The 23,330-nt window shown below is 69.4% G+C and carries 25 protein-coding genes and 1 tRNA gene; 19 read left to right on the top strand and 7 right to left on the bottom strand.

Annotation, left to right across the window (positions count from 1 at the left end; all coding sequences use genetic code 11):
• The first annotated feature begins 34 nt into the window (after window positions 1-34).
• From hrcA to BLP38_RS03960, 9 genes are read left to right on the top strand one after another with little or no spacing between them, the layout of a single operon-like run.
• Entirely contained in the window at window positions 35-1,069 is a 1,035-nt protein-coding gene (hrcA, locus tag BLP38_RS03920) for a heat-inducible transcriptional repressor HrcA (RefSeq protein WP_091353200.1), read from the top strand.
• Window positions 1,070-1,100: 31 nt separating this feature from the next.
• The gene (gene dnaJ / locus BLP38_RS03925; protein WP_091353204.1) at window positions 1,101-2,216 is read left to right on the top strand and encodes a molecular chaperone DnaJ; all 1,116 of its coding nucleotides are present in this window, start codon (window positions 1,101-1,103) and stop codon (window positions 2,214-2,216) included.
• Between the two features lie 2 nt (window positions 2,217-2,218).
• On the top strand, window positions 2,219-2,956 hold the full coding sequence (locus BLP38_RS03930) for a 16S rRNA (uracil(1498)-N(3))-methyltransferase (RefSeq protein ID WP_091353208.1): 738 nt from the start codon (window positions 2,219-2,221) through the stop codon (window positions 2,954-2,956).
• A 44-nt stretch (window positions 2,957-3,000) separates the two neighbouring features.
• On the top strand, window positions 3,001-3,348 hold the full coding sequence (locus BLP38_RS03935) for a histidine triad nucleotide-binding protein (protein WP_091353211.1): 348 nt from the start codon (window positions 3,001-3,003) through the stop codon (window positions 3,346-3,348).
• Window positions 3,299-4,423 carry a PhoH family protein gene (locus BLP38_RS03940; RefSeq protein ID WP_442922935.1) on the top strand — a complete coding sequence of 375 codons (1,125 nt, stop codon included), beginning with the start codon at window positions 3,299-3,301 and terminating at the stop codon, window positions 4,421-4,423. Before BLP38_RS03935 ends, BLP38_RS03940 begins: the two co-directional genes overlap by 50 nt.
• Window positions 4,420-4,887: an rRNA maturation RNase YbeY gene (ybeY, locus tag BLP38_RS03945; protein ID WP_091353220.1), complete on the top strand. Its 468-nt coding sequence runs from the start codon at window positions 4,420-4,422 to the stop codon at window positions 4,885-4,887. Before BLP38_RS03940 ends, ybeY begins: the two co-directional genes overlap by 4 nt.
• Window positions 4,884-6,200 carry a hemolysin family protein gene (locus BLP38_RS03950; protein ID WP_091353224.1) on the top strand — a complete coding sequence of 439 codons (1,317 nt, stop codon included), beginning with the start codon at window positions 4,884-4,886 and terminating at the stop codon, window positions 6,198-6,200. Before ybeY ends, BLP38_RS03950 begins: the two co-directional genes overlap by 4 nt.
• The gene (gene era, locus BLP38_RS03955; RefSeq protein ID WP_091353227.1) at window positions 6,197-7,093 is read left to right on the top strand and encodes a GTPase Era; all 897 of its coding nucleotides are present in this window, start codon (window positions 6,197-6,199) and stop codon (window positions 7,091-7,093) included. Before BLP38_RS03950 ends, era begins: the two co-directional genes overlap by 4 nt.
• A 33-nt stretch (window positions 7,094-7,126) precedes the next feature.
• Window positions 7,127-8,056, top strand: a complete 930-nt coding sequence (locus BLP38_RS03960; protein ID WP_091353231.1) for a quinone oxidoreductase family protein — start codon at window positions 7,127-7,129, stop codon at window positions 8,054-8,056.
• Between the two features lie 7 nt (window positions 8,057-8,063).
• Here the strand turns inward: BLP38_RS03960 and BLP38_RS03965 are convergent, their stop codons facing one another.
• Complete coding sequence (locus BLP38_RS03965) at window positions 8,064-8,690, bottom strand: hypothetical protein (RefSeq protein ID WP_091353235.1); 627 nt, start codon at window positions 8,688-8,690, stop codon at window positions 8,064-8,066.
• Between the two features lie 186 nt (window positions 8,691-8,876).
• Here BLP38_RS03965 and leuA point away from each other — a divergent pair, with 186 nt between their 5' ends.
• On the top strand, window positions 8,877-10,637 hold the full coding sequence (gene leuA, locus BLP38_RS03970) for a 2-isopropylmalate synthase (RefSeq protein ID WP_091353238.1): 1,761 nt from the start codon (window positions 8,877-8,879) through the stop codon (window positions 10,635-10,637).
• A gap of 34 nt (window positions 10,638-10,671) precedes the next feature.
• Here the strand turns inward: leuA and BLP38_RS03975 are convergent, their stop codons facing one another.
• Complete coding sequence (locus BLP38_RS03975) at window positions 10,672-11,358, bottom strand: trimeric intracellular cation channel family protein (protein ID WP_091353241.1); 687 nt, start codon at window positions 11,356-11,358, stop codon at window positions 10,672-10,674.
• A 35-nt stretch (window positions 11,359-11,393) separates the two neighbouring features.
• On the opposite strand from BLP38_RS03975, the gene recO reads away from it, so the two are divergent.
• The gene (gene recO / locus BLP38_RS03980) at window positions 11,394-12,122 is read left to right on the top strand and encodes a DNA repair protein RecO (RefSeq protein ID WP_091353245.1); all 729 of its coding nucleotides are present in this window, start codon (window positions 11,394-11,396) and stop codon (window positions 12,120-12,122) included.
• On the top strand, window positions 12,119-12,925 hold the full coding sequence (locus BLP38_RS03985; RefSeq protein WP_091353248.1) for an isoprenyl transferase: 807 nt from the start codon (window positions 12,119-12,121) through the stop codon (window positions 12,923-12,925). The genes recO and BLP38_RS03985 overlap by 4 nt, the downstream gene beginning before the upstream one ends.
• Window positions 12,926-12,928: 3 nt before the next feature.
• Here BLP38_RS03985 and BLP38_RS03990 read toward each other — a convergent pair whose 3' ends face one another.
• Window positions 12,929-13,492, bottom strand: coding sequence for an AAA family ATPase (locus BLP38_RS03990; protein WP_091353251.1), 564 nt, complete (start codon window positions 13,490-13,492; stop codon window positions 12,929-12,931).
• Between the two features lie 60 nt (window positions 13,493-13,552).
• Here BLP38_RS03990 and BLP38_RS03995 point away from each other — a divergent pair, with 60 nt between their 5' ends.
• Window positions 13,553-14,230 carry a DsbA family oxidoreductase gene (locus tag BLP38_RS03995; protein ID WP_091353254.1) on the top strand — a complete coding sequence of 226 codons (678 nt, stop codon included), beginning with the start codon at window positions 13,553-13,555 and terminating at the stop codon, window positions 14,228-14,230.
• A 67-nt stretch (window positions 14,231-14,297) separates the two neighbouring features.
• Here BLP38_RS03995 and BLP38_RS04000 read toward each other — a convergent pair whose 3' ends face one another.
• Window positions 14,298-14,792, bottom strand: a complete 495-nt coding sequence (locus BLP38_RS04000) for a glutathione peroxidase (protein WP_091353256.1) — start codon at window positions 14,790-14,792, stop codon at window positions 14,298-14,300.
• A gap of 24 nt (window positions 14,793-14,816) precedes the next feature.
• Here BLP38_RS04000 and dusB point away from each other — a divergent pair, with 24 nt between their 5' ends.
• From dusB to dnaG, 3 genes are read left to right on the top strand one after another with little or no spacing between them, the layout of a single operon-like run.
• Entirely contained in the window at window positions 14,817-16,016 is a 1,200-nt protein-coding gene (gene dusB, locus BLP38_RS04005) for a tRNA dihydrouridine synthase DusB (RefSeq protein ID WP_442922936.1), read from the top strand.
• The gene (locus tag BLP38_RS04010; RefSeq protein ID WP_231916592.1) at window positions 15,988-17,385 is read left to right on the top strand and encodes a deoxyguanosinetriphosphate triphosphohydrolase; all 1,398 of its coding nucleotides are present in this window, start codon (window positions 15,988-15,990) and stop codon (window positions 17,383-17,385) included. The genes dusB and BLP38_RS04010 overlap by 29 nt, the downstream gene beginning before the upstream one ends.
• The gene (dnaG, locus tag BLP38_RS04015) at window positions 17,385-19,235 is read left to right on the top strand and encodes a DNA primase (RefSeq protein ID WP_091353263.1); all 1,851 of its coding nucleotides are present in this window, start codon (window positions 17,385-17,387) and stop codon (window positions 19,233-19,235) included. The genes BLP38_RS04010 and dnaG overlap by 1 nt, the downstream gene beginning before the upstream one ends.
• A 77-nt stretch (window positions 19,236-19,312) precedes the next feature.
• Here dnaG and BLP38_RS04020 read toward each other — a convergent pair whose 3' ends face one another.
• Entirely contained in the window at window positions 19,313-20,008 is a 696-nt protein-coding gene (locus BLP38_RS04020) for an HNH endonuclease (protein ID WP_091353266.1), read from the bottom strand.
• Window positions 20,009-20,110: 102 nt separating this feature from the next.
• Here BLP38_RS04020 and BLP38_RS04025 point away from each other — a divergent pair, with 102 nt between their 5' ends.
• The 3 genes from BLP38_RS04025 to BLP38_RS04035 all read left to right on the top strand — a co-directional run bounded on the left by BLP38_RS04025 (window position 20,111) and on the right by BLP38_RS04035 (window position 22,333).
• A complete protein-coding gene (locus BLP38_RS04025) occupies window positions 20,111-20,878 on the top strand; it encodes an ATP-binding cassette domain-containing protein (protein WP_231916563.1) in 768 nt (255 codons plus the stop codon).
• Between the two features lie 61 nt (window positions 20,879-20,939).
• Window positions 20,940-21,015: transfer RNA gene (locus tag BLP38_RS04030), tRNA-Asn, on the top strand.
• 574 nt (window positions 21,016-21,589) lie between these two features.
• The gene (locus tag BLP38_RS04035; protein WP_091359519.1) at window positions 21,590-22,333 is read left to right on the top strand and encodes a DUF4328 domain-containing protein; all 744 of its coding nucleotides are present in this window, start codon (window positions 21,590-21,592) and stop codon (window positions 22,331-22,333) included.
• Window positions 22,334-22,336: 3 nt separating this feature from the next.
• On the opposite strand, the gene BLP38_RS04040 is transcribed toward BLP38_RS04035, so the two are convergent.
• Both BLP38_RS04040 and def read right to left on the bottom strand, forming a co-directional pair.
• Window positions 22,337-22,726 (bottom strand): ester cyclase, encoded by a 390-nt coding sequence (locus BLP38_RS04040; RefSeq protein WP_091353270.1) that lies wholly within the window; start codon window positions 22,724-22,726, stop codon window positions 22,337-22,339.
• A gap of 9 nt (window positions 22,727-22,735) precedes the next feature.
• The gene (def, locus tag BLP38_RS04045) at window positions 22,736-23,302 is read right to left on the bottom strand and encodes a peptide deformylase (RefSeq protein ID WP_091353274.1); all 567 of its coding nucleotides are present in this window, start codon (window positions 23,300-23,302) and stop codon (window positions 22,736-22,738) included.
• Between the last annotated feature and the right edge of the window lie 28 nt (window positions 23,303-23,330).

Genomic DNA, 23,330 nt, shown 5'->3' on the forward strand with positions numbered 1-23,330 from the left:
CTCCCAGAACGAGAGTGCCAGCGGAGGAGGGGTGATGGTCTCGGAACGCGGTCTTCAGGTGTTGCGTGCGATCGTGCAGGACTACGTCGACACGCGCGAGCCGGTCGGCAGCAAGGCGATCGTCGACCGTCACCAGTTCGGCGTGTCGGCTGCGACCATCCGCAATGACATGGCGCTCCTCGAGGACGAGGAGCTCATCACCGCGCCGCACACCTCGTCGGGCCGCGTGCCCACCGACAAGGGCTACCGCGTCTTCGTCGATCACCTCGCCGATGTCCGCCCCCTCACCTCGGCGCAGCGCTCCGCGATCGGGGCCTTCCTTGAGGACACGGGCGACCTCGACGACCTGCTCGTCCGGACGGTCCGTTCCCTCACCCGGCTGACCGGCCAGGTCGCGATCGTCCAGTACCCGTCGTTCGCGCGGGCCAACGTCTCGCACGTCGAGGTCGTGCACCTCGGCGGCACGCGCATCGTCATCATCGTCGTGACCGACACCGGTCGGGTCTCGCAGCGTGTCGTCTTCCTTGCGACCGAGCCGTCCGCCGACGAAGCGTCGCAGCTCAAGCTCACGATGACGGCGCTGCTCACCGGCAAGAGCGTCAAAGACGGTGCGGCGGCGATCGCGAAGATCCTCGAGGCCGAGACCGCCGCGCCGCGCGAGGAGAACCGTCGCATCGTGCTGCGGGCGATCGGTGAGGAGCTCGACGAGTTCCGCCAGGACCGCATGGTGATGGCGGGGTCCGCGACCCTCGCGCGCCGCGAGTCGGACTTCCGCGGCAGCATCTATCCCCTCCTCGAGGCGATCGAGGAGCAGGTGACCCTCCTGCGTCTGATGGGCGAGATGGTCGCCGACGATCGCGGACTGGCGACCAGCATCGGGCGCGAGAACGAGCCGTTCGGGCTGTCCGAGGCATCCATCGTCGCGGGCGAGTACGACGCCGGGGGGTCTCACGCCCGCATCGGTGTGCTCGGGCCCACACGGATGGATTACCCCACGAATCTCGCGGCGGTTCGCGCCGTCGCGCACTATCTGACGCGATTGCTCGAAGAAGACGAGACGTCGCGCTGAACGAATCGGCCCGCGGGCCGGAGAGGTGATTGTGGCTGACCACTACGAGGTCCTGGGCGTCGCGCGTGACGCGAGCCCCGAGGAGATCAAGAAGGCATACCGGCGTCTGGCGCGCCAGCTGCACCCGGATGTGAACCCCGGAGAGGATGCGTCCGAGCAGTTCAAGCTCGTGACGCACGCCTACGACGTGCTGAGCGACCCCGACCAGCGCCAGCGTTACGACATGGGCGGCGACGCCGGCGGCTTCGGCGGGGCCGGTGCCGGCTTCGGCGGCTTCAGCGACATCTTCGAGAGCTTCTTCGGGGGCGGCGGAGGCGGAACCCGCGCGGGACGGCCCCGGTCCCGTCGCGAGCGCGGTCAGGATGCCCTCGTCCGCGTCGACCTCGACCTCGGCGACGTCGTCTTCGGCGTCCACCGCGACATCGAGGTCGACACCGCCGTCCTCTGCGAGACCTGCCAGGGCTCGTGCTGCCAGCCGGGCACCCAGCCGGTCACGTGCGACATCTGCCACGGATCGGGTCAGATCCAGCGGACGGTCCGGAGCCTCCTCGGCAACGTCGTCACCTCCCAGCCCTGCACCACGTGCCAGGGGTACGGCACGACCATCCCGTACCCGTGCTCCACCTGCCAGGGCCAGGGCCGTGTGCGCGCGCGCCGCACCGTGTCGATCGACATCCCCGCCGGTGTCGAGACCGGTCTGCGCCTCCAGCTCCCCGGTTCGGGCGAGGTCGGCCCCGCCGGCGGTCCGAACGGCGACCTGTACCTCGAGGTCACCGTCGCCCCGCACGACGTGTTCAGCCGTGACGGCGACGACCTGCTCGCAACCCTCGAGGTCTCGATGGTCGACGCGATCCTCGGCACGAGCGTCACGATCGACTCGCTCGACGGCTCCGTCGACCTCGACATCCGCTCCGGCGTCCAGGCGGGCGACGAGCTCACCATCCGCGGCCGGGGGATCACGCCCCTCCGCGGCGACCAGCGCGGCGACCTCCGCGTCGGCGTGCAGGTCGTCACTCCCTCGCACCTCGACCCCAAGTCCCGGGCTCTCGTGCAGGAGCTCGCGAAGCGGATGCGCCCCGCCCCGCCGCACCTGGCGGAGTTCCACCCGGGCCTGTTCTCCAAGCTCCGCGGCAAGTTCAAGCGCTGATCGTGGCCCTCCACTTCCTGATCGAGGATGCCGGGGCCGCCGGTCCGGGCGATGTCGTCCGGTTGACGGGGGCCGAAGCGCACCACGCTGCGGCCGTCCGCCGCATCCGTGTGGGCGAGGCAGTCACGGTCGGCGACGGCCGCGGCGTGTGGCTGAGCGGGACGGTGTCCGAGGCCGCCCCGAAGGAGGTCTCGGTGGAGGTCTCCGGTCGTGCGTCGGTGCCGCCGGCGTCCCCGCGCACCGTCCTCGTCCAGGCCCTCGCGAAGGGCGACCGCGACGAGCTCGCCGTCCAGGCCGCGACAGAGCTCGGTGTCGATGCGATCACGCCGTGGCAGGCCGCCCGTTCGGTCTCGCGGTGGGAGGGCCCGAAGGTCGCCAAGGGCGTCGCGCGCTGGGAGACCATCGCCCGCGAGGCGGCGAAGCAGGCCCACCGGCCCTGGCTCGCCGACCTCGACCAGCCGGTGACGACGCGGGAGCTGGCGGCGCGTGCCCGGGGCGCGCGGATGCTGGTGCTCGAACCCACGGCATCCGTCGCCCTGTCGCGCATCGAGATCGATGCGGACGACGCGAGCGACGTGATCCTCGTCGTGGGGCCCGAAGGGGGCATCTCGCCCGAGGAACTCGATCTGCTGCAGGCCGCGGGCGCGACGCTGGTGCGGCTCGGCGACACGGTGCTGCGCACCTCCACAGCGGGTCCTGCTGCCCTCGCGGTCGTCAATGCCGCCCTCGGTCGCTGGTGAGGCGGTCCCGACCGGCGCGGGAAGGCGCTGAGTAGACTGGGGGGATGAGCGAGCCATCGGTGTTCACCCGCATCCTCCGGGGTGAGATCCCCTCCGAGATCGTCGCCGAGACCGACAATGCGTTCGCGATCCGCGACATCGCCCCGCAGGCACCCGTCCATCTCCTCGTGATCCCCAAGACCGAGGACTACCGCGACGTGGTCGAGCTCGCGGCAGGCGACCCCGCCCTCCTCGCCGAGCTGATCGGCCTCGCGAACAGCGTCGCCGCCGAGCACGCAGGCGGAGACTTCAGACTCGTATTCAACACCGGCCCCGATGCCGGACAGACCGTGTTCCACGTCCATGCACACGTGCTGGGCGGCGGGCTCACGGAAGGGAGCCTCGGTGGCTGACAGCGCCGAACCCACCGTCGCGCACATCTACGCCGACGGTGTCGCCATGGTGCAGCTACTCGGTCCGCAGGACCGTCTGCTGCGCACCGTGGAACGCGAACACCCCGACGTGCAGGTGCACGTCCGCGGCAACGAGATCACCCTCACCGGTGACGAGGGCGCCGTCGCCCGCGCCCACGAGCTCGTGGACGAGCTGATCGGCATGGCGCGAGCGGGTCAGGGCCTCGACCCCAGCGACGTGACCCAATCGAACCGCATCCTCCGCGAGAACAGCGGCATGCGTCCCTCCGAGGTGCTCGGCGAGGCGATCCTGTCCTCGCGCGGGAAGGTCATCCGGCCCAAGACGCGCGGTCAGAAGGAGTACGTCGACGCGATCGAGGAGAACACGATCGTCTTCGGCATCGGCCCCGCCGGCACCGGCAAGACCTACCTCGCGATGGCGAAGGCCGTCCAGGCGCTGCAGCGCAAGGAGGTCAGCCGCATCATCCTGACCCGTCCCGCCGTCGAGGCGGGGGAGCGGCTCGGATTCCTCCCCGGAACGCTGACCGACAAGATCGACCCGTACCTCCGCCCGCTCTACGACGCCCTGAACGAGATGATGGACCCCGAGCTCGTCCCCAAGCTCATGGCGTCGGGAACCATCGAGGTCGCCCCCCTCGCGTACATGCGCGGTCGCACGCTCAACGACTCGTTCGTCGTCCTCGACGAGGCGCAGAACACGACGCCCGAGCAGATGAAGATGTTCCTCACGCGCCTCGGCTTCGGCACCCGGATGGTCGTGACCGGTGACATCACGCAGGTCGACCTGCCGCAGGGCGCGTCGGGTCTGCGCCTGGTCACCCGAGTCCTGAAGGACATCGACGACATCCACTTCTCACGCCTCACGAGCGATGACGTCGTGCGTCACACGCTGGTCGGCCGCATCGTCGACGCGTACACCGCCTACGACGAGGAGAAGCTCGTGGCGCGCCGTGAGCGCGACGAGGCGAGCGAGTTCGCCAACCGCGCCGAGCGCCGGACGGGCCTGCGCCCCGCCGGCCCCCGAGATCGACAGCCCAAGCGAGGACGTTCATGACCATCGAGATCACCAACGAGTCCGGCGTCGAGGTCGATGAGACCGTCCTCCTCCGCCTCACCGAGAACAACTTCGCCGAGCTGCACGTGAGCCCGGATGCCGACGTCGCGATCCTTCTCGTCGACGAGGGAGCGATGGAGGCGCTGCACGTCCAGTGGATGGACGAGCCCGGGCCGACCGATGTGCTGAGCTTCCCCATGGACGAGCTTCGCCCCGGCACCGACGAGGCCCCCACCCCTCCCGGGCTGCTCGGCGACATCGTGCTGTGCCCCCAGGTCGCTGAGACCCAGGCGCAGGCGGCGAAGCACACCACGATGGACGAGCTCATCCTCCTGACGACGCACGGCCTGCTCCACCTGCTCGGATTCGACCACGCGGAGCCCGAAGAGGAACGCGAGATGTTCGGACTCCAGAAGGAGCTCATCGGGGCGTTCCACACGAGCGAGCGCCACCGGCGCGCATGACCGAGATCCTCCTCTTCGTCGCGGCGGGGCTCCTCGTCGCGCTCGGCGGCCTGATGGCCTCGCTGGAGGCCGCGCTCGATGTGACCTCGCGTACGGACCTCGCGGATCTAGCCGATGAGGCGCGCACCGGCGCGAGTCTGCGGCGGATCGCGGCGGACCCGGACGCGCACCGCACGGCCGTCGTCTTCATCCGCATCCTCATCGAGACTGCAGCGGCCGTCCTCGTCACGGTCGCCCTCACCCTCGTCTTCGACAACATCTGGTGGGCCATGCTCGCTGCGGTCGTCGTCATGACGGTCGCCTCGTTCGTCCTCGTGGGCGCATCGCCGCGCGCCGTGGGCCGTCAGCACGCGAAGGGGTTCCTGAAGGCGTGCGCCGGGCTCATCCGCGGGGCGCGCATCGTGCTGGGCCCGCTCGCGCACCTGCTGGTCCTCCTCGGCGACCGCCTGACCCCCGGCATCCACCGCGGCGCGTCCTTCGCGTCGGAGGAGCAGCTGCTGAGCATGGTCGACGAGGCCGCCTCGCAGGACCTCATCGAGGCCGATGACCGCGACCTCATCCACTCCGTCTTCGACTTCACCGACCGGTTCGTGCGTGCCGTGATGGTGCCCCGCACCGACATGGTGACGATGGATGCCGCGGCCACGACGCAGGAGGCGATGACCCTCTTCCTCGACAAGGGCGTCTCGCGCATCCCGATCGCCGACGGCGAGGCCGACGACATCACCGGCGTCGTGTACCTCAAGGACCTCGTGCAGTTCGCCTACCGCGACGAGACCGCCTGGCGCGGAGTGCCGGTCGCCCAGGTCGCCCGGCCCGCCGTCTTCGTCCCTGAATCGATGCGCGCCGAGACCCTCCTGCAGCAGATGAAGCGCGAAGCCGTGCACGTCTGCCTCGTCGTCGACGAGTACGGCGGGGTGTCGGGACTTGTGACGCTCGAAGACCTCATCGAGGAGCTCGTGGGCGAGATCGCCGACGAGTACGACCTGCGCACGAGCGAGGTCTCAGACCTCGGCGGCGGGCGTTTCCGTGTGAGCACCCGTCTGGCGCTCGACGAGGTCGGAGACCTCTTCGGGATCGAACTCGAGGACGACGACGTGGACTCGATCGGCGGCCTCTTCGGCAAGGCGCTCGGCAGCGTCCCCGTCCCGGGAGTGCGCGTCGAGCACAGCGGGCTCGTCCTCACCGGCGGCACGTCCCTCGGCCGGGGTCGCGGCCTCGCGACGGTGTTCGTCGAGCGCGCCGAGCGCCCGACCGCCGAACCCGGAACCCCTTCCACCGCAGAGATCCGCGTTGCGCGGGGATCGGAGTGACCGTGAGCAGCCGTTCCGGTTTCGTGACGTTCGTCGGACGTCCCAACGTCGGCAAGTCGACCCTGACCAACGCCCTCGTCGGCGAAAAGGTCGCGATCACGAGCGACAAGCCCCAGACCACGCGCAAGGCGATCCGCGGCATCCTCAACCGCCCGGGCGGTCAGCTCGTGATCGTCGACACCCCCGGCATCCACAAGCCGCGGACCCTTCTGGGCCAGCGGCTGAACGACCTCGTCGAGCAGGTGCTCGGCGACGTCGACGCGATCGGGTTCCTCGTGCCGGCCACCGAGAAGGTCGGCCCCGGCGACCGGCGCATCGCGGCATCCCTCGACGGCTACGGCCGGGCGAAGAAGGTCGCCATCGTCACGAAGGTCGACATCGCGTCGCGCGAGGAGATCACCGAGCGCCTCATGGAGGTCGACGCGCTCCGCGAGGACTGGGACGCCGTCATCCCGCTGTCCGCCGTGACCGACGACCAGCTCGACGTGCTGGCCGACGAGCTGCTGAAGCTCATGCCGACCGGTCCCGCCCTGTACCCGGAGGGCATCGTCACGGACGAGAGCCTCGAGGATCGGATCGCCGAGATCATCCGCGAGGCGGCGCTCGACGGCGTCCGCGACGAACTGCCGCACTCGATCGCCGTGACCGTCGAGGACATCGCCGCCCGCGAGGACAGCGACCTCACCGACGTGTACGCCAACATCGTCGTCGAGCGCGACAGTCAGAAGGCGATCATCATCGGTCGCGGCGGATCGCGACTGAAAGACGTCGGCGCGCGCTCGCGCGCCGGCATCGAGCCGCTCGTCGGCGGTCGCGTGTTCCTCTCGCTGCGCGTGCGCGTCGCGAAGGAGTGGCAGCGCGACCCCAAGCAGTTGGGGCGCCTCGGATTCTGACCGGCGACGCCGGCACCACGGAAGGACGACGTCATGGCACAGGCATGGTTCGCGACCGGTCCCGACGGGCTGGACGAGCGGGAGCTGCGAGAGGTGGACGTCCCCGCGCCCGCAGCCGGCGAGGTGACGATCCGGGTGCACGCTATCGGAATGAACCCCGCCGACTACAAGTACCCGACCCGACCCGATGCGTCGTTCCCGTTCCCTCTCGGCTATGAGGTCTCCGGTGAGATCACCGCTCTGGGTCCTGACACGGAGATCGGCTCGGGGCACGCGAACATCGGCGACGAGGTCCTCGCGTTCCGACTGCGTGGCGGATACGCGACCGAGGTGACCATTCCGGCAGAGAAGGCCTTCGCGAAGCCGGCGACGGTGACGCATCCCGAGGCGGCCAACCTGTTCCTGGCGGGCGCCACGGCCGCCGAGCTGCTCGAGCTGAGCGGCGCGGGCCGCGGCGACACCGTGCTCTTCCACGCGGCATCCGGCGCCGTCGGTGTCAGCTTCCTGCAGCAGGCGGCGGTGCGCGGCGTCCGCGTCGTCGGGACGGCGAGCGAGCGCAACGCCGACGTCGTCCGGCGCTACGGCGGCATCCCGATCGCCTACGGTCCGGGCCTCATCGACAGAGCGAAGGATGCCGCGGGTGGCGCCGCCTTCGTCGCATCGCTCGACGGCGTGGGGACCGATGAGGCGATCGACGCCTCCCTCGCGCTCATCGAGGACCGTAAGCGCATCATCACGATCGTCCGTCGCGACCTGGAGTCCGAAGGCATCGTCGCGATCGGCGGGATGCTGCCCGCGAGCGCCGCGTTCCGCGATGCCGTCCGGGGAGAGCTCGTCGATCTCGCGCGTCGCGGGCTGCTCGAGGTGCCCGTCGCACGCACCTACCCGTTCGCCGACGCGGTCGAGGCGGCGCGCTTCCTCAAGGAGGGGCACCCCGGCGGCAAGCTCGCCCTGCTGACCTGAGGCGCCGTCAGCTGATCTCCCGGATCGCCGAGCGCACGATCACCTTGCCGGCCCCGAAGTCCTGATCGGCGGCCTCCTGCCAGGTGCCGTCGTCCCACACCACGTCGACGAACACCCAGCCGTCCTGCTCCGAGGATGCGAGGTAGGCGTCGCCGATCGCGTCGGGGATCGCGTCCTGGATGGACGCGACGTCCGCCGCCGTGGCCGTGCCCGGTTTCCCCTCCGTGGGGTCGGGAGCGGTCACCGGATCGAAGAGGGCGAGGGGCACGGGGGTGCGCGTCACCGTGAACGCGTCGCCGTCGTAGGTGCCGTAGACGGCATAGGTCCCCCAGGTGGCGTCGCCCATCGAGGCGGCGTCGTCGAGGCCCGCCCACGACCAGCCGGAGAGCGGGATGCCGCTGCACTGCGGCGGCGCGGATTCGGCGACGGCCCCGAGGCACAGCTCGACGGACGATCCGTCGTCGAGGACCGTTCCCTGGGCGATGACCTCGCCGGTGGGGGCCTCGGGGGTGAGCGCGGCGAGCGCCGCTCCCGGAGGGGCGGCGGAGCCCCCCGCATCGGCGGCGGCGGCGCACGAGGTGAGCAGGAGGGCGGCGCCGGCGACGAGGGCGGCGAGGGAGCGACGGTGCATCATGCCCCGAGAGTGTCGGCGGCGCGGCATCCGTCTCAGAATGTCGAGCGCCGCGAGCGGGGTGTAACGTGTCGGTATGCGCTTCTGCGGCCTCCTTCTTCGTCGCCGCGACGAGTCCTCGATCTAGGACCAACTCGTCGCGGAGGTTGTCGTGGGTCCGCACCAGTGACGAGAGAAGAAGCACCCATCATGCGAAACACCCAGAAGCCCTCGGGCGCACCGATCCACAAGTACCGCCCGTATCACGAGCAGATCCGCGTCGATCTGCCCGACCGCACGTGGCCGAGCAACCGCATCGAGGTCGCGCCCCGCTGGTGCGCCGTCGATCTCCGTGACGGCAACCAGGCGCTCATCGATCCGATGAGTCCCGAGCGCAAGCGCGTCATGTTCGAGCTGCTCGTGAAGATGGGCTACAAGGAGATCGAGGTCGGTTTCCCGAGCGCGAGCCAGACCGACTTCGACTTCGTCCGGCAGCTGATCGACGAGGACCTCATCCCCGAGGACGTCACGATCCAGGTGCTGACGCAGGCGCGCGAGCACCTGATCAAGCGCACGTACGAGTCGATCGCCGGGGCGAAGCAGGCGATCGTCCACCTGTACAACTCCACGAGCGTGCTGCAGCGCGAGGTCGTCTTCCGGACAGACCAGCAGGGCATCATCGACATCGCCCTCGAGGGTGCGCGGTTGTGCCGCGAGTACGAGAAGACGATCCCCGAGACCGCCGTCTACTACGAGTACTCTCCCGAGAGCTACACCGGGACCGAGCTCGAGTTCGCCGTCGACGTCTGCAACCAGGTGATCGAGGTCTTCGAGCCGACGCCCGAGCGCAAGGTCATCATCAACCTGCCGGCGACCGTCGAGATGGCGACGCCGAACGTCTACGCCGACTCGATCGAGTGGATGAGCCGGAACCTGGCTCACCGCGAGAACGTCATCCTGTCGCTGCACCCCCACAACGACCGCGGCACCGCGATCGCCGCCGCGGAGCTCGGCTACATGGCCGGCGCCGACCGGATCGAAGGATGCCTCTTCGGCAACGGCGAGCGCACCGGCAATGTCGACCTGGTCGCCCTGGGGATCAACCTGCTGACGCAGGGCATCGACCCCCAGATCGACTTCAGCGACATCGACCACGTCAAGCGCACGGCGGAGTACTGCAACCAGCTGCCGGTCCCCGAACGGAGCCCCTGGGCGGGTGACCTGGTGTTCACCGCATTCAGCGGCTCGCACCAGGACGCCATCAAGAAGGGCTTCGAGGCGATGGAGGCGCGGGCGAAGGCATCCGGCGTCACCGTCGACGAGATCGGGTGGGCCGTCCCGTACCTGCCGATCGACCCGAAGGACCTGGGGCGGTCGTACGAGGCGGTCATCCGCGTCAACTCGCAGTCGGGCAAGGGCGGCGTCGCCTACCTGCTGAAGTCCGACCATTCGCTGGATCTGCCCCGCAAGCTTCAGATCGAGTTCTCCGGGGTCGTGCAGGCCAAGACGGATGCCGAGGGCGGCGAGGTCTCCAGCGGTCAGATCTGGTCGATCTTCTCCGACGAGTACCTGCCTGCCCGTGCGGCCGACGACAAGTGGGGTCGGTTCGAGCTCCTGTCGACCCGCACGCAGAGCGACATGTCCGGGGACGTGGCCCTCGAGGTGACGCTCCGCGACGGCGACGAGCGCGTGGCGGCGACGGGCGCGGGCAACGGTCCCATCGCGGCCTTCCTGAAGGTCCTCGGCGAGCGTGGGTTCGAGATCTCGTTGTACGACTACGTCGAGCACACCCTCGGCGCCGGCGGCGATGCGCACGCGGCCGCCTACGTCGAGCTGCAGGTCGAGGACCAGCGCCTGTGGGGCGTCGGAATCGACGGTGACATCTCGACCGCGAGCCTCAAGGCGATCGTGTCGGCCGTGAACCGCGCGATCCGCACCCGCACCCACGAGAGCGAGCTGGCGGGCGTCTGACTCTCGCAGAAGGTCGCCGTCGGTCGGCGCCCGATCAGGGCTTGATGATCGGGATCGTCGAGGTCTCGACGGCGACCTTCCTGCGGTACAGCGCGCGTTGCTCGGGCAGGGAAATGTCGAAGACGACCGCGAGAACGCGGATGACGGCGGTCACCGCGATGCACGTGATCGCGGCCGGAACGGCGGAGACGCCGAGGACGTCCAGGACCGCCAGGACGGCGCATCCGACAGCGGCAGCGACGGCGTAGAGCGAGCCGACGTGCATCATGGCGACGGGGAGTCCCATGAACACGTCGCGGAGCAGACCCCCGCCGACGGCGGCGCACGCCCCGACGAAGATCGAGGGGATGGGCGGGAGACCGAGGGCGAGCGCCTTCGTCGTCCCGAGCGCTCCGAACATGCCGATCGCGACGGCGTCGAGGCCCACGATGACCGCGTTGAGGCGCTGGAACACGTTCGCGAGCAGCATCCCGACCAGCGCAGCGGCGGTGACGGTGATCAGGTAGCCGTCGCTCTGCAGGGCGACGGGGGTCGTGCTGAGCAGCAGGTCGCGGATCATGCCGCCGCCGAGCCCCATGACGACGCCGATGATGGCGACCCCGAGGAGATCGAGGCGACGCTGACCCTGGAACCCTGAGGCGAAGAGGGCGCCCTGCACGCCGCCGAGGCCGACGGCGGTGAGGTCCGCCCAGAGGGGGATGAGGAACTGCGGCTCGGTCACGCCTTCATTGTGCCTGGTCACGGGATAATCGATGGGTGCCCACTTACCGCGACGAGGTCGTGGTCCTGCGCACCCACAAGCTGGGTGAGGCGGACCGCATCCTGACGATGCTGAGCCGTCGTCACGGCAAAGTGCGCGCCGTCGCGAAGGGCGTCCGCCGCACGTCGTCTAAGTTCGGTGCGCGGCTCGAGCCGTTCATGGTGGCGGACGTGCAGATGTACAAGGGCCGCTCGCTCGACATCGTGCAGCAGGCGGAGTCCCTCGGGGCCTACGGCGCCGACATCGCGACGGACTACGACCGCTACACCGCGGCATCCGCCATGTCCGAGACAGCCGATCGGCTCAACGAGGCCGAGACGACGCCGCAGCAGTATCTGCTCCTCGTCGGCGGTCTCCGCGCGCTGGCGCGCGGCGATCACGCACCGCGATCGGTCCTCGATTCCTACCTGCTCCGCGTCATGTCGCTCTCGGGGTGGGCCCCGTCGCTGCAGGAGTGCGCCCGGTGCGGCGCGCCCGGACCGCACGACTGGTTCGTCGCTCAGCTGGGCGGCATCGTCTGCTCCGCGTGCGCGCCGGCCGGTTCACCGCGTATCAGTCCCGAGACCGCGGGCCTGCTCCGTGCCCTGCTGGCGGGGGAGTGGGACGTGGTGGATGCCGCCACCCACGGAGCCACCGCGGCATCCTCCGGTCTCATCGCGGCCTATGCGCAGTGGCACACTGAACGAGGCATCCGTTCCCTGTCCCACCTGGAGGCGCCTCGGTGAGTCCCAAGCCGTACACGCATCGCGACGCGGTGCCCTACCGCCCCCTCGACTGGACCGGCGTGTACCCGCCGGAGTTCCCGAAGGGCTCGGTTCCCGCTCACGTCGCGATCGTCATGGATGGCAACGGCCGCTGGGCCAACCGCCGCGGGCTCACGCGCATCGAGGGACACCGTGCGGGCGAGGAGGTCCTCCTCGACGTCGTCGCCGGGGCGGTCCAGGCGGGCGTGAAGCACCTGAGCGTCTACGCCTTCTCGACCGAGAACTGGGCGCGCTCGCCCGAGGAGGTGCGCTTCCTCATGGGCTACAACCGCGACGTGCTGCACCGACGTCGCGATCAGCTCAACGAGTGGGACGTCCGCATCCGCTGGGCGGGACGGAAGCCCCGGCTCTGGGGCTCCGTCATCAAGGAGCTCCAGTACGCGGAGGAGCTCACCTCCGGCAACACGGGACTCACTCTGACGATGTGCGTCAACTACGGGGGACGCCACGAGATCGTCGACGCGATGCGGGCGATGGGCGAGGAGATCGCCCGCGGGAAGCTCAAACCCTCCGCCATCACAGAGAAGACGCTCCGCCGCCACCTGTACGTGCCCGACATGCCCGACGTGGACCTGTTCGTCCGCTCCAGCGGGGAGCAGCGGACGTCGAACTTCCTGCTGTGGGAGGCGGCCTACGCCGAGATGGTCTTCCTCGACACGCTCTGGCCCGACTTCTCCCGCACGGACTTGTGGGGCGCGATCGAGCTGTACCTGTCGCGGGATCGCCGCTTCGGCGGAGCGAAGGACGCGCCGACCGCGTCCTGACGGTCAGGGGGCGTCGACAGCGGGGCCGGCCAGCCAGCGCTCCACCTCGAGGGGGTGCGTGAGGCGGACGACGGGCAGGCCGTACTCGGCGGCGACCACCGGCATCCGCGTCTTCCACGTGGCATGCGTGCGCATCTCCCACCGGAGGATGTGACCGGGGTCGCGGAAGACGGTCCGCAGCGGCGGCTCGACGTTGCCGTTCCAGAGTCGCTCGCGACGGATGCGGCGGAGCAGCGTGCGGCGGAGCAGCCGCGCGCGGGCGATGCGGCGCGGCAGGTCGAGCCAGACGGCGAGGTCGGCGCGCTCCCCGAGGATCTGTCCGCCGCCGGAACCGAAGTAGTTCCACTCCGACACCCACCGCTCCCCGTCCGCCACGCGGCGGACGTCGCTCAAGAACTCGGGTCGGGTCGTCCACCCGGGACCGTGGAAGAGCGAGTCGAGCTCGGTGTACTCGAGCTCCCACAGCTCCGCCAGCCGCCGAGCCAGCGTCGACTTGCCGACGCCCGTGGTCCCGGCGATCACGACGCGCTGCGGGCGGAACGGGAGCGGGTCGTCGGCCGAGAGCATCCCGTCAGCCTAGGAGCGCACAAGGGAATAGCGCGAGGGCGAATGCGCGTTGCAGCAGGTGTGACGGAACCCATCAAGATCGACGTGTGGAGCGACATCGCCTGCCCGTGGTGCTACATCGGAAAGCGCAACCTCGAGACCGGGCTGGCGGAGACGGCTGCAGACGCCGACGCCCCCCGCGTGGAGGTGACCTTCCACTCGTACGAGTTGTCCCCGGACACCCCCGTCGACTTCGACGGAACCGAGATCGACTTCCTCTCCGAGTACAAGGGGATGCCGGCCGACCAGGTGCAGCAGATGCTCGACCGTGTGACCGGCGTCGCCGCCGACGCCGGACTCGGCTACCGCTTCGACATCCTGAAGCACACCAACACGGTCAAGGCCCACGAGCTGCTGCACTTCGCGAAGGAGCAGGGTCTCCAGAAGGAGATGACCGAGCGCCTCATGTCGGCGTACTTCACCGAGGGCCGTCACGTCGGGAAGATCGATGACCTCGTCGCCCTCGCCGCTGAGGCGGGTCTCGACCCCGACCAAACGCGCGACGCGCTGGATTCTGGTCGCTACCTCGAGGCGGTGCGCGCCGACCAAGCACAGGCACAGGCTTACGGCATCCAAGGCGTTCCGTTCTTCGTCATCGACGGCAAGTACGGCGTGAGCGGTGCGCAGCCTCCCGCGGCGTTCGCGCAGATCGCCCGCCAGGTGTGGGCCGAGCGCGCCGAGGCGCCCGCCGCGAGCTGATCTCTTCTCCTACGACAAAGGCCGCATCCCGGATCGGGGATGCGGCCTTCGTCGTTCGTGCGAGTTATCAGGCGAGGGCCTTCTCGATCGCCGAGATCACCTCGGGCTCGTTCGGCTTGGTCTGCGGGCGGAAGCGGTGCAGCTCGCCGTCACGGGTCACGAGGAACTTCTCGAAGTTCCACATCACCGGTCCCTTGGCACGCTCGGCGTTCGGGGACTTCTTCAGCGCCTTGTAGAGCGGAGCGGCGTGCGAACCGTTGACGCGCACCTTGTCCATGATGGGGAACGTGATGCCCCAATTGACGGCGCAGTAGTCGAGGATCTCCTCCATCGACCCCGGCTCCTGGCCCATGAACTGGTTGCAGGGGAAGCCGATGACCTGCAGGCCCTGGTCGCCGTACTGCTTCTGCAGCTCCTCGAGCTGCTCGTACTGGGGAGCCAGCCCGCACTTCGACGCGACGTTCACGATGAGGAACGCCTTGTCTCCGAAGTCGCCGAGGGTCGCCTCCTTCCCGTCTGCGGTGGTGAACGGGATCTCTCGCAGGGAGGAGGTTTCGGTCATGTGTCCACGATAGGACTCGCGCAGATGCCCGATGCGCTCGCCGTCTGGGAGAATGTGAAGGATATGTCGACGACCCTCGCTCCGCCCGCGCCGCTGCGCATCGGGCCCATCACCCTCGACGCGCCCGTCGTGCTGGCGCCGATGGCGGGCATCACCAACACCGCCTTCCGACGCCTGTGCCGCGAGTACGGTGCCGGCCTCTATGTGAGCGAGATGATCACCACTCGCGCGCTCGTCGAGCGGAACGCCACGACCATGCGCTTGATCCGCCACCACGAGTCCGAGACCCCGCGCTCGATCCAGCTCTACGGCGTCGACCCGGCCACCGTCGAGGCTGCCGTCCGGATCATCGTCGAAGAGGACCACGCGGATCACGTCGACCTCAATTTCGGCTGCCCGGTCCCGAAGGTGACCCGCAAGGGCGGCGGCGCGGCCCTGCCGTGGAAGACGGAACTGTTCCGCGAGATCGTCGAGCGCGCCGCGAAAGCCGCAGGTTCCGTCCCGCTGACCGTGAAGATGCGCAAGGGCATCGACTCGGACCACCTGACCTACCTCGAGGCCGGTCGGATCGCCGAGGGCGCCGGTGTCGCCGCCGTCGCGCTGCACGCCCGGACGGCGTCCGAGTTCTACTCGGGGCACGCCGACTGGTCCGCGATCGCGAAGCTGAAGGAGACGGTGACGAGCGTCCCCGTCCTCGGCAACGGCGACATCTGGTCGGCGGAGGACGCGCGCCGGATGATGGCCGAGACCGGCTGCGACGGTGTCGTCGTCGGACGTGGATGCCTTGGCCGCCCCTGGCTCTTCGGTGACCTGGCGCGCGAGCTCGGCACCGGTCACGCCGCCGCTCCGGTCGACGCGACGCTCGGGTTCGTCGCGGCCGCCTTCCGACGCCACGCGGAGCTCCTGGTCGAGTTCTTCGAGAGCGAGGACCGCGGCTGCCGCGACATCCGCAAGCACGTCGCCTGGTACTTCAAGGGGTACCCGGTGGGCGGTGACCTCCGTGCGAAGCTCGCGACGGTCTCCAGTCTCGAGGAGATCGACGAGCTGCTCGCGACCCTCGATCTCGAGGCGCCGTATCCCGGCGCGGCCGCCGAGGGCCAGCGCGGGCGTGCGGGAACGCCCAAGCGACCTGCGCTGCCCGACGGTTGGCTGGACTCGCGCGAGATCGGACATGCGGCATCCACCGCCCTCGCCGATGCGGAGCTCGACACCAGTGGCGGCTGAGGCGGTGACCGGCGCGAGCGTGGGTATCGCCGCCGGACGTCCCACGGGCTACGACGACCACGACGCCGAGCGGTTCCATCCTGAGAAGCACCGTTCCCTCCGCGACGGTTTCGCGCGTGACCGGGCGCGAGTTCTGCACTCCGCCGGATTCCGTCGCCTAGCCGCGAAGACCCAGGTGCTGAGCCCGGCGAGTCCCGACGACTTCGCGCGCAACCGACTGACGCACTCGCTCGAGGTCGCGCAGGTCGGCCGCGAACTCGCGATCGCGCTCGAGCTCTCGCCCGACGTGGTCGACACCGCCTGCCTGAGCCACGACCTCGGGCATCCGCCCTTCGGACACAACGGCGAGCGAGCACTCAACGAGTGGGCTGAGGACATCGGCGGCTTCGAGGGCAACGCGCAGTCGCTGCGCATCCTCGCGCGGCTGGAGCCCAAGGTCGTCGACGACGACGGCGAGAGCTTCGGCCTCAACCTGACCCGCGCGAGCCTCGATGCGACGTGCAAGTACCCGTGGACGGCCGATCACGCCATCCCCGATCCGGGCGGGCGGCAGAAGTTCGGTGTGTACGCCGAGGACGAGGCGATCTTCCACTGGATGCGGCAGGGTGCGCCCGGCCGGGTGCGGTGCATCGAGGCCGAGGTCATGGATCTCTCCGACGACATCGCCTACTCGGTGCACGATTTCGAGGATGCGGTGCTCAACGGGTATCTCGACCCTCGGCGCCTCGCGGACAGCCGCGAGCGCGAGTCGCTGCTGACGGCGATCCAGGCGTGGGTGGGCCTCGGCTTCAGCCGTGACGAGCTCGCCGATGCGCTCTACCGTCTGGTGCGCCTGCCGGAGTGGATGACGGAGTTCGACGGGACGCGCGCGTCGGTCGCACGCCTCAAGAACCTGACCTCGGACTTCATCGGCCGCTTCGCGCGGGCCGCGACCGCCGCGACGCGTGAGCACTACGACACCCCCGCACTGACGCGCTACCGCGGTCGGATGATCGTGCCGCGCGTCATCGAAGCCGAAATGGCGGTCCTGAAGGGAACGATCGGCGCGTTCGTCGTGTCGATCGACGGTCGCAAGGGTCTCTACAAGGAGCAGCGTCGGGTATTGAAGCGGCTTGCGTCGGCCCTGCTGGAGCGTCCCGAACACCTCGACCGGATCCACGCTGTCGACTTCGCCGCGGCGCAGACGGATGCCGAGCGCAAGCGGGTCGTCGTCGACCAGGTAGCGACGTTGACCGACCGGTTCGCCATCGAATGGCACTCCGCGCTGGTGGGTCCTGTCGACCTGCGCGAACTCGGCCTGTGGCCCGCGGGCTCGCGTGTCGCCGCGAACCCCGGGTACGCGCTGCCCGAACCGATCGAAGGTCTCTGATGGCTCGCATCCGTCAGGCTGACGTCGACGAGGTGAAGGCGCGCACCAACATCGTCGACATCGTCGGTGAGCGGGTCGCGCTGAAGTCCGCCGGCGTCGGCTCGATGAAGGGGCTCTGCCCGTTCCACGATGAGCGGAGCCCGAGCTTCAACGTCAGGCCTCAGGCGGGGTACTACCACTGCTTCGGATGCGGCGAATCGGGTGACGTCTATTCGTTCCTGCGCAACATGGACCACCTGACGTTCACGGAGGCCGTCGAGCGTTTGGCCGCGCGCATCGGCTACCAGCTGCACTACGAGGACGGCGGCGCCGCGCCCGAGACGAGCGGTCGCACGCGCCTTTACCAGGCGAACACCGCGGCGGCCGAGTACTTCCGTTCGCAGCTGGCGACGGCTGAGGCGGATGCCGGGCGTCGCTTCCTCGGCGAGCGGGGTTTCGACGCCGGGGCCGCCGCGCACTTCGGGGTCGGGTACGCGCCCAAGGGCTGGAACAACATGCGCGACGCGCTCCGCGCCCAGGGGTTCAGCGACGAGGAGCTTGCGACGGCGGGTCTCGTCTCACAGGGGCAGCGCGGCGTGTACGACCGGTTCCGAGGTCGCGTCGTCTGGCCCATCCGCGACCTGACCGGGCAGACGATCGGCTTCGGTGCCCGCAAGCTCTACGACGACGACCAGGGCCCGAAGTACCTGAACACCCCCGAGACGCCGATCTACAAGAAGGCGCAGGTCCTGTACGGCCTCGACCTCGCGAAGAAGGACGTGTCGCGGTCTCACCGCGTCGTGGTCGTCGAGGGCTACACGGACGTCATGGCGTGCCATCTCGCCGGCATCACGACGGCCATCGCCACCTGCGGGACGGCATTCGGCTCGGACCACATCACGGTGCTCCGTCGGGTCATGGGCGATGACAGCGCGGCCGGCGAAGTGATCTTCACCTTCGACCCGGATGCCGCGGGCCAGAAGGCGGCACTGCGCGCCTTCGCCGATGAGAAGCGATTCGCCGCTCAGACGTACGTGGCCGTCGCGCCGGACGGCCTGGATCCCTGCGACCTGCGATTGAACCGGGGCGACGGTGCCGTGCGGGCGCTGATGGACGCGAAGGCTCCGATGTTCGAGTTCGTCATCGACCAGAAGCTGGCGGGGTTCGACCTGCGCAGTGTCGAAGGTCGCGTCGGTGCGCTGCGCGCCGCCGCCCCGATCGTCGCCGAGATCCGCGACCCGTCGCTGCGGCCGGGATACACCCGCGTTCTGGCGCGCAAGCTCGGAATGGACCTGGGCGAGGTGACGCCGGCCGTAGAGCGGGCCGCGCGGGGCAGCCACGCGCCCCGCGAGCGCGGTCCCGCTCCGGCTGAGACACCGGACGAGGGTGCGGCCCCGGTCCGGGTGACGATGGCGAGTCTGCCGCGCACCGCGAGCGCGACCCTCGAGCGTGACGCGCTGATGGGCGTGCTGCAGTACGGGCATGTCTTGGATGCCGGTGAGGTGGATGCGGCGCTCCAGATCCCCATGGAGCATCCCGCGCTCGAGGCGGTCCGACAGGCGGTCATCGCGCAGCCGGACCGGTCTCGTGTGGGGTGGTCGACGGCGGCGGTCGATGCGACGCGTGAGCCGTACCGGGGACTCGCCGCGGAGCTGCTGACCTCGTCTTTCCCGGCCCTGACGGAGATCGAAGCGAAGACGTCCGCGCGCGCGATGTGCCGGCGCCTACGGCTCCGCGCGATGGATCGCGAGAAGGCCGAGTTGCTCGGCGAGGTTCAGCGTGTATCCGCGGAGTCGGAGCAGGGTCGGGCTGTCCGCGTTGCTCTCCGCGACCTCGATCAGCGACGGCGGACGCTGGCCGACTCGATCTGACCCTCGAAGTCCCCGAGGTTGTCGGCACGAGGGACTCGAGCACTGAGGGTGCGCGGTCTCTCGGAAGGGCACGGCGGTCAGGACGGAGCCGGGTCTCCGGGTTGTGCTGGGGCAGGCATGAAGGCGACGGCCGGCGTGGGTGCGTCTTCTCGATAGGTCCTGCCGAGGGGTGAGGTCCAATCCAGGACTCCACCCTGGACTTGTCGAACGCGCCAGGCGGTGAACTGATTCATCGAGTGATGCCGTTGGCACAGGTGGGCGAGGTTGGAGAGTGCGGTCTTGCCGCCGAGGGCGTGGCCGTGGGTGTGGTCGATCTCACCCCGAACCCGGTTCGGCGTCTGGCGGTCGCATCGTTCGATCGCGATCGCTTCGAACTGCGCCCACATCTCTCCAGGCAAGTTCAATCCGGCGTCGACGATCGCTTTGACGTGTCCCTGGACGATCCGCCCGGCCTCCCATGCGGCCACCGAAGCGGGGAATACTTCGATGATCGTCCGAGCCTCGCCGATCCGACGTTGAACGGGCCGGTCGGTCATCCGCATCACTCCGGCGACCTCGGCCGAGATCGACCGCAGCACCATGTCGTGCACCTGGACTCTCGCGTTCCGAGGTGCGCCCTGCGCGTCCGCCAACCGCCCCACGGCAGCCAAGGCGCGGAGCTCACGAATCTTCACCCGGGCGAACTCGACCCCGATGTCTTCGACGTCCGCAACGATCCCCGCGGCGGCAGCCAGATATGCCTCATCATCGGGGCTTTCCATTACTTCCGTCATGCCCGCACTCTTGCACCAGCCACGCACACCCCCGTTCGTACGTGGCCGGAGACAGCGGGGCTGAACTGGCATCGCGTGCCCGGAAGGATGAGGATGGATCGCATGCCTCGATTGACCGACGCGGATGCCGCGATCTTCTGTTCGGATCTGTCGATCGCCCGGCTCTCCGCCGACACCCGCGTCGTCGACGGAGTCTCTCTGCGGGTGTTGCCCGGTGAAACGGTCGCGGTCATGGGTGCGACAGGCTCGGGCAAGTCGAGCCTCGCGTCGGGTCTCGCGGGCGCGGACCACCGTGATCTCCGCGTCGTCGGCGGCACGGGCGAAGTCGCCGGGATCTCCCTGCGGGCCCGTGGTCGTGCACGCCGCATCCGCGGTTACCGGACGGGCCACCTGGCGCAGGGCGTCAACTCGGCGCTGCCGTCGAGGCTGACGATCTCCGAGATCGTGGCCGAACCCATCACGGCGCGCGATCGCCGTGTCAATGAGCGCGCGCTCGCCCTCCGCGTCGCCGCGCTCCTGGACGAGTTGCAGCTGCCCATCGGCGCCTCGGAGAAGTACCCCTACGAGCTCAGTTCGGGCATGCGTCAGCGCGTCGCGATCGCCCGCAGCCTCGTCCTCGACCCGAAAGTGCTCATCGCCGACGAGCCGTATGCGAATCTCGACGTGGACGTCCGTCCCGCTGTCCGTGACGCCCTCCTGCGACGGACGGCGGAGGGCATGGCACTGCTGGTCGTGACGAACGAGAGGGAACTCGTCACCGATCTCGACGCGCAGGTTCTCGTGTTGCGCGCGGGGCACCCGGTCGGCGTCGGGCGGACTCTGGACGCGGTTCTCTGGACCCCCGACGAGGCGACACGCATCGGCGGCTGATGTCACGAGCACCCCTCCGGCTTTGCTACGATTGTGTGGTTGCCCGGCGACGGGCGGCTGATCCTCGGTAGCTCAATTGGCAGAGCAATCGGCTGTTAACCGATAGGTTCTTGGTTCGAGTCCAAGCCGGGGAGCCAACGAAGAGCCCGGACCTCGAAAGGTCCGGGCTTTCGTCGTTCGACGACAGCCGCTGCCTCTGCGGTCACGCCCCCGCAGGAGCCATATCCAGAGCGCGGATCCGCGACTCGATCTCGCCTGCGAGCGCCTCGACATCTCGATCGTCCGCCACGGCCACAAGGCCCTGACGCTCGAACACCCAGGAGACGCCGCCACAGGTCGGGCGAGACGACCCTTCGTGATGATGGCGCCGTACGTGCCGGCTGAGGAAGTGACATCGATGCGGGAGAACGCCAGGTCGCGGATTTCCGAGTATGGGAAAGACCCGTCGTGAACCTGCCGGCCAGCCCACCCGCTCTTCCCGCGGAAGCGCAGCCGCCGATCAGTGGCGACGAGGACCCCTTCGTGAGGCTGCACGTGTCCCGTGTCGCCGTTGGACGTATGGAGCGCGACGACGACCGATTCGCCGGGGTCCAAGGTCTGCTCGATCTCGGTGAGGATTCTCGTGCGCGCTCGGTCCATGACGTGACGGTACCGCGACCTGAACCCGATAGTGTGCAGAGCGGATGGCAGGAACACGTGGGGGGAATCACGATGACGGATCATGCGAGCGCGCCTGCCGGGTGGTACCCGGCGCCGCACGCCGGCAACGAGCTGCGGTACTGGAACGGCAGGGAGTGGACGGCCACGCCCCCGCCTGCTGCGCCGGCGTCGTGGCCGACGCCCGCGATCGTTCGACCTCTCCGTGGCATCGCGGGGGCCACCCGCATCCTCCTCATCGTCGGCGCGGTGTTCTCCTTCTTCGCCGTTCTCGTCGAGGCGTGGGGGCTCGTCGCCATCGAGGCGTTCGACAGGGGAGTCGCGCCGGTCTCGGATCTCGAGCTCTACGACAGGCTCTCCGTGCCGGGCAGCCTCGGGTCGTCGGCGCTCCTGCTGGCGGCAGGGATCTGCTGGCTGGTGTGGCAGTACCGCGCCGCAGTCCGCGTCCGCGCGGCGAACCCGACCGCCATCCGTCGCGCGCCCGTGTGGCACGTCGTGTCGTGGCTCATCCCGGTGGTCTCCTGGTGGTTCCCCTTCCAGAACGTGAAGGACCTCGTGGTGGCCTCGCGCGCCAACCTGATGGCCGGGATCCTGGGCACCTGGTGGGGCCTCTGGATCGCCTCGACGGCGTTCGTGGGGCTGTCCGGCAGATTGTCGTGGAGTGCCCAAAGCCTCTCGGATTACCCTGCCGTGATGGCCACGTCGCTGGTGGGGGAGCTGCTCTCCATCGCCGCGGTCCCCTTGGCCATCATGGTTCTGACGCGAACGACAGATGCCATGGATCCGGCTGCGCGCTGAGCCTCACGCCGTGAGCAGCGCTCGCACCTCGGCGTCACCGGACCCGCTGGATGCCACGATGCGACCTCGCTCGAGCCGGAGGAACTGGAACTCGGCCACGTTCACGTGACGGCGCGTCGGCAGGATGCCGCGCCACGGCCCGGTGTGCGTGCCGCTGCCGCGCAGGTGCGCCGCGATGCGGTCGTCCTCCGCGACGAGCTGGATCGTCTTCCATCGCCAGTCCGCGAAGCCGTGGAACAGGTCTGCGAGGTCGTCGATCCATGCATCCGCCCCCGCGGCCAGGTGCGCTCTGCGCACCGCGGGATCGAGGGAGGCGCGAACTGCGGTCAGGTCATGTCGATTGCAGGCGTCGAGGTACTCCTCGAACCACCCGTGCAGTTCCCACGGCTCCACGCGGGCGCCTCACGCGTCGAGGTCGTCGACGCCCGGCATCCAACTCTGTCCCGGCTTGCCCCAGCCGCGCTTGCGCGCGATCTTCTGCGTCGTCTTCCAGTCGGAGTCCGACAGCCGGTCGATGTAGAGGATGCCGTTGAGGTGGTCGAACTCGTGCTGCATGATGCGGGCGCGCCAGCCGTCGACACGGATGCGGACATCGGCGCCCTCGAGGTCGGTCCCGGTGACGAGCACCTCGTCGGCGCGGCGGAGAGGGAACCGCTCGCCGGGGAACGACAGGCATCCCTCCGACTCGTCGTCCGGGTCGGGGGAGCCGGGCTCGGGAGGAGACATCCAGAGCTCGGGGTTGATGATCACGCCGCGCCACGGGGCGCCGTCGTCGTCCTGATACGAGTAGGTGTAGATCCGCAGACCGACCCCCACCTGAGGCGCGGCGAGGCCGACGCCGGGGGCGGTGTCCATCGTCTCGAACATGTCGGCGACCAGGGCTCGGATCTCATCGGTCACCTCCGGGACGGCAGCGGCGACGGAGTGGAGGACGGGATCGCCCATGATGCGAATCGGAAGTACGGCCACGTCAGAAGCCTAACGAGGCTCCAGCCCG

The organism is Microbacterium sp. LKL04, from assembly GCF_900102005.1.
In the GTDB taxonomy this organism is placed as follows: Bacteria; Actinomycetota; Actinomycetes; order Actinomycetales; family Microbacteriaceae; genus Microbacterium.

Excerpts from the sequence above, each read along its gene's own strand:
- hrcA (WP_091353200.1), top strand. The coding sequence starts at position 35 with ATGGTCTCGGAACGCGGTCTTCAGGTGTTGCGTGCGATCGTGCAGGAC.
- BLP38_RS03935 (WP_091353211.1), top strand. The coding sequence starts at position 3,001 with ATGAGCGAGCCATCGGTGTTCACCCGCATCCTCCGGGGTGAGATCCCC.
- BLP38_RS03940 (WP_442922935.1), top strand. The coding sequence starts at position 3,299 with ATGCACACGTGCTGGGCGGCGGGCTCACGGAAGGGAGCCTCGGTGGCT.
- ybeY (WP_091353220.1), top strand. The coding sequence starts at position 4,420 with ATGACCATCGAGATCACCAACGAGTCCGGCGTCGAGGTCGATGAGACC.
- BLP38_RS03950 (WP_091353224.1), top strand. The coding sequence starts at position 4,884 with ATGACCGAGATCCTCCTCTTCGTCGCGGCGGGGCTCCTCGTCGCGCTC.
- BLP38_RS03960 (WP_091353231.1), top strand. The coding sequence starts at position 7,127 with ATGGCACAGGCATGGTTCGCGACCGGTCCCGACGGGCTGGACGAGCGG.
- BLP38_RS03965 (WP_091353235.1), bottom strand. The coding sequence starts at position 8,690 with ATGATGCACCGTCGCTCCCTCGCCGCCCTCGTCGCCGGCGCCGCCCTC.
- leuA (WP_091353238.1), top strand. The coding sequence starts at position 8,877 with ATGCGAAACACCCAGAAGCCCTCGGGCGCACCGATCCACAAGTACCGC.
- BLP38_RS03990 (WP_091353251.1), bottom strand. The coding sequence starts at position 13,492 with ATGCTCTCGGCCGACGACCCGCTCCCGTTCCGCCCGCAGCGCGTCGTG.
- BLP38_RS04000 (WP_091353256.1), bottom strand. The coding sequence starts at position 14,792 with ATGACCGAAACCTCCTCCCTGCGAGAGATCCCGTTCACCACCGCAGAC.
- dusB (WP_442922936.1), top strand. The coding sequence starts at position 14,817 with ATGCCCGATGCGCTCGCCGTCTGGGAGAATGTGAAGGATATGTCGACG.
- BLP38_RS04010 (WP_231916592.1), top strand. The coding sequence starts at position 15,988 with ATGCGGAGCTCGACACCAGTGGCGGCTGAGGCGGTGACCGGCGCGAGC.
- dnaG (WP_091353263.1), top strand. The coding sequence starts at position 17,385 with ATGGCTCGCATCCGTCAGGCTGACGTCGACGAGGTGAAGGCGCGCACC.
- BLP38_RS04020 (WP_091353266.1), bottom strand. The coding sequence starts at position 20,008 with ATGACGGAAGTAATGGAAAGCCCCGATGATGAGGCATATCTGGCTGCC.
- BLP38_RS04025 (WP_231916563.1), top strand. The coding sequence starts at position 20,111 with ATGCCTCGATTGACCGACGCGGATGCCGCGATCTTCTGTTCGGATCTG.
- BLP38_RS04035 (WP_091359519.1), top strand. The coding sequence starts at position 21,590 with ATGACGGATCATGCGAGCGCGCCTGCCGGGTGGTACCCGGCGCCGCAC.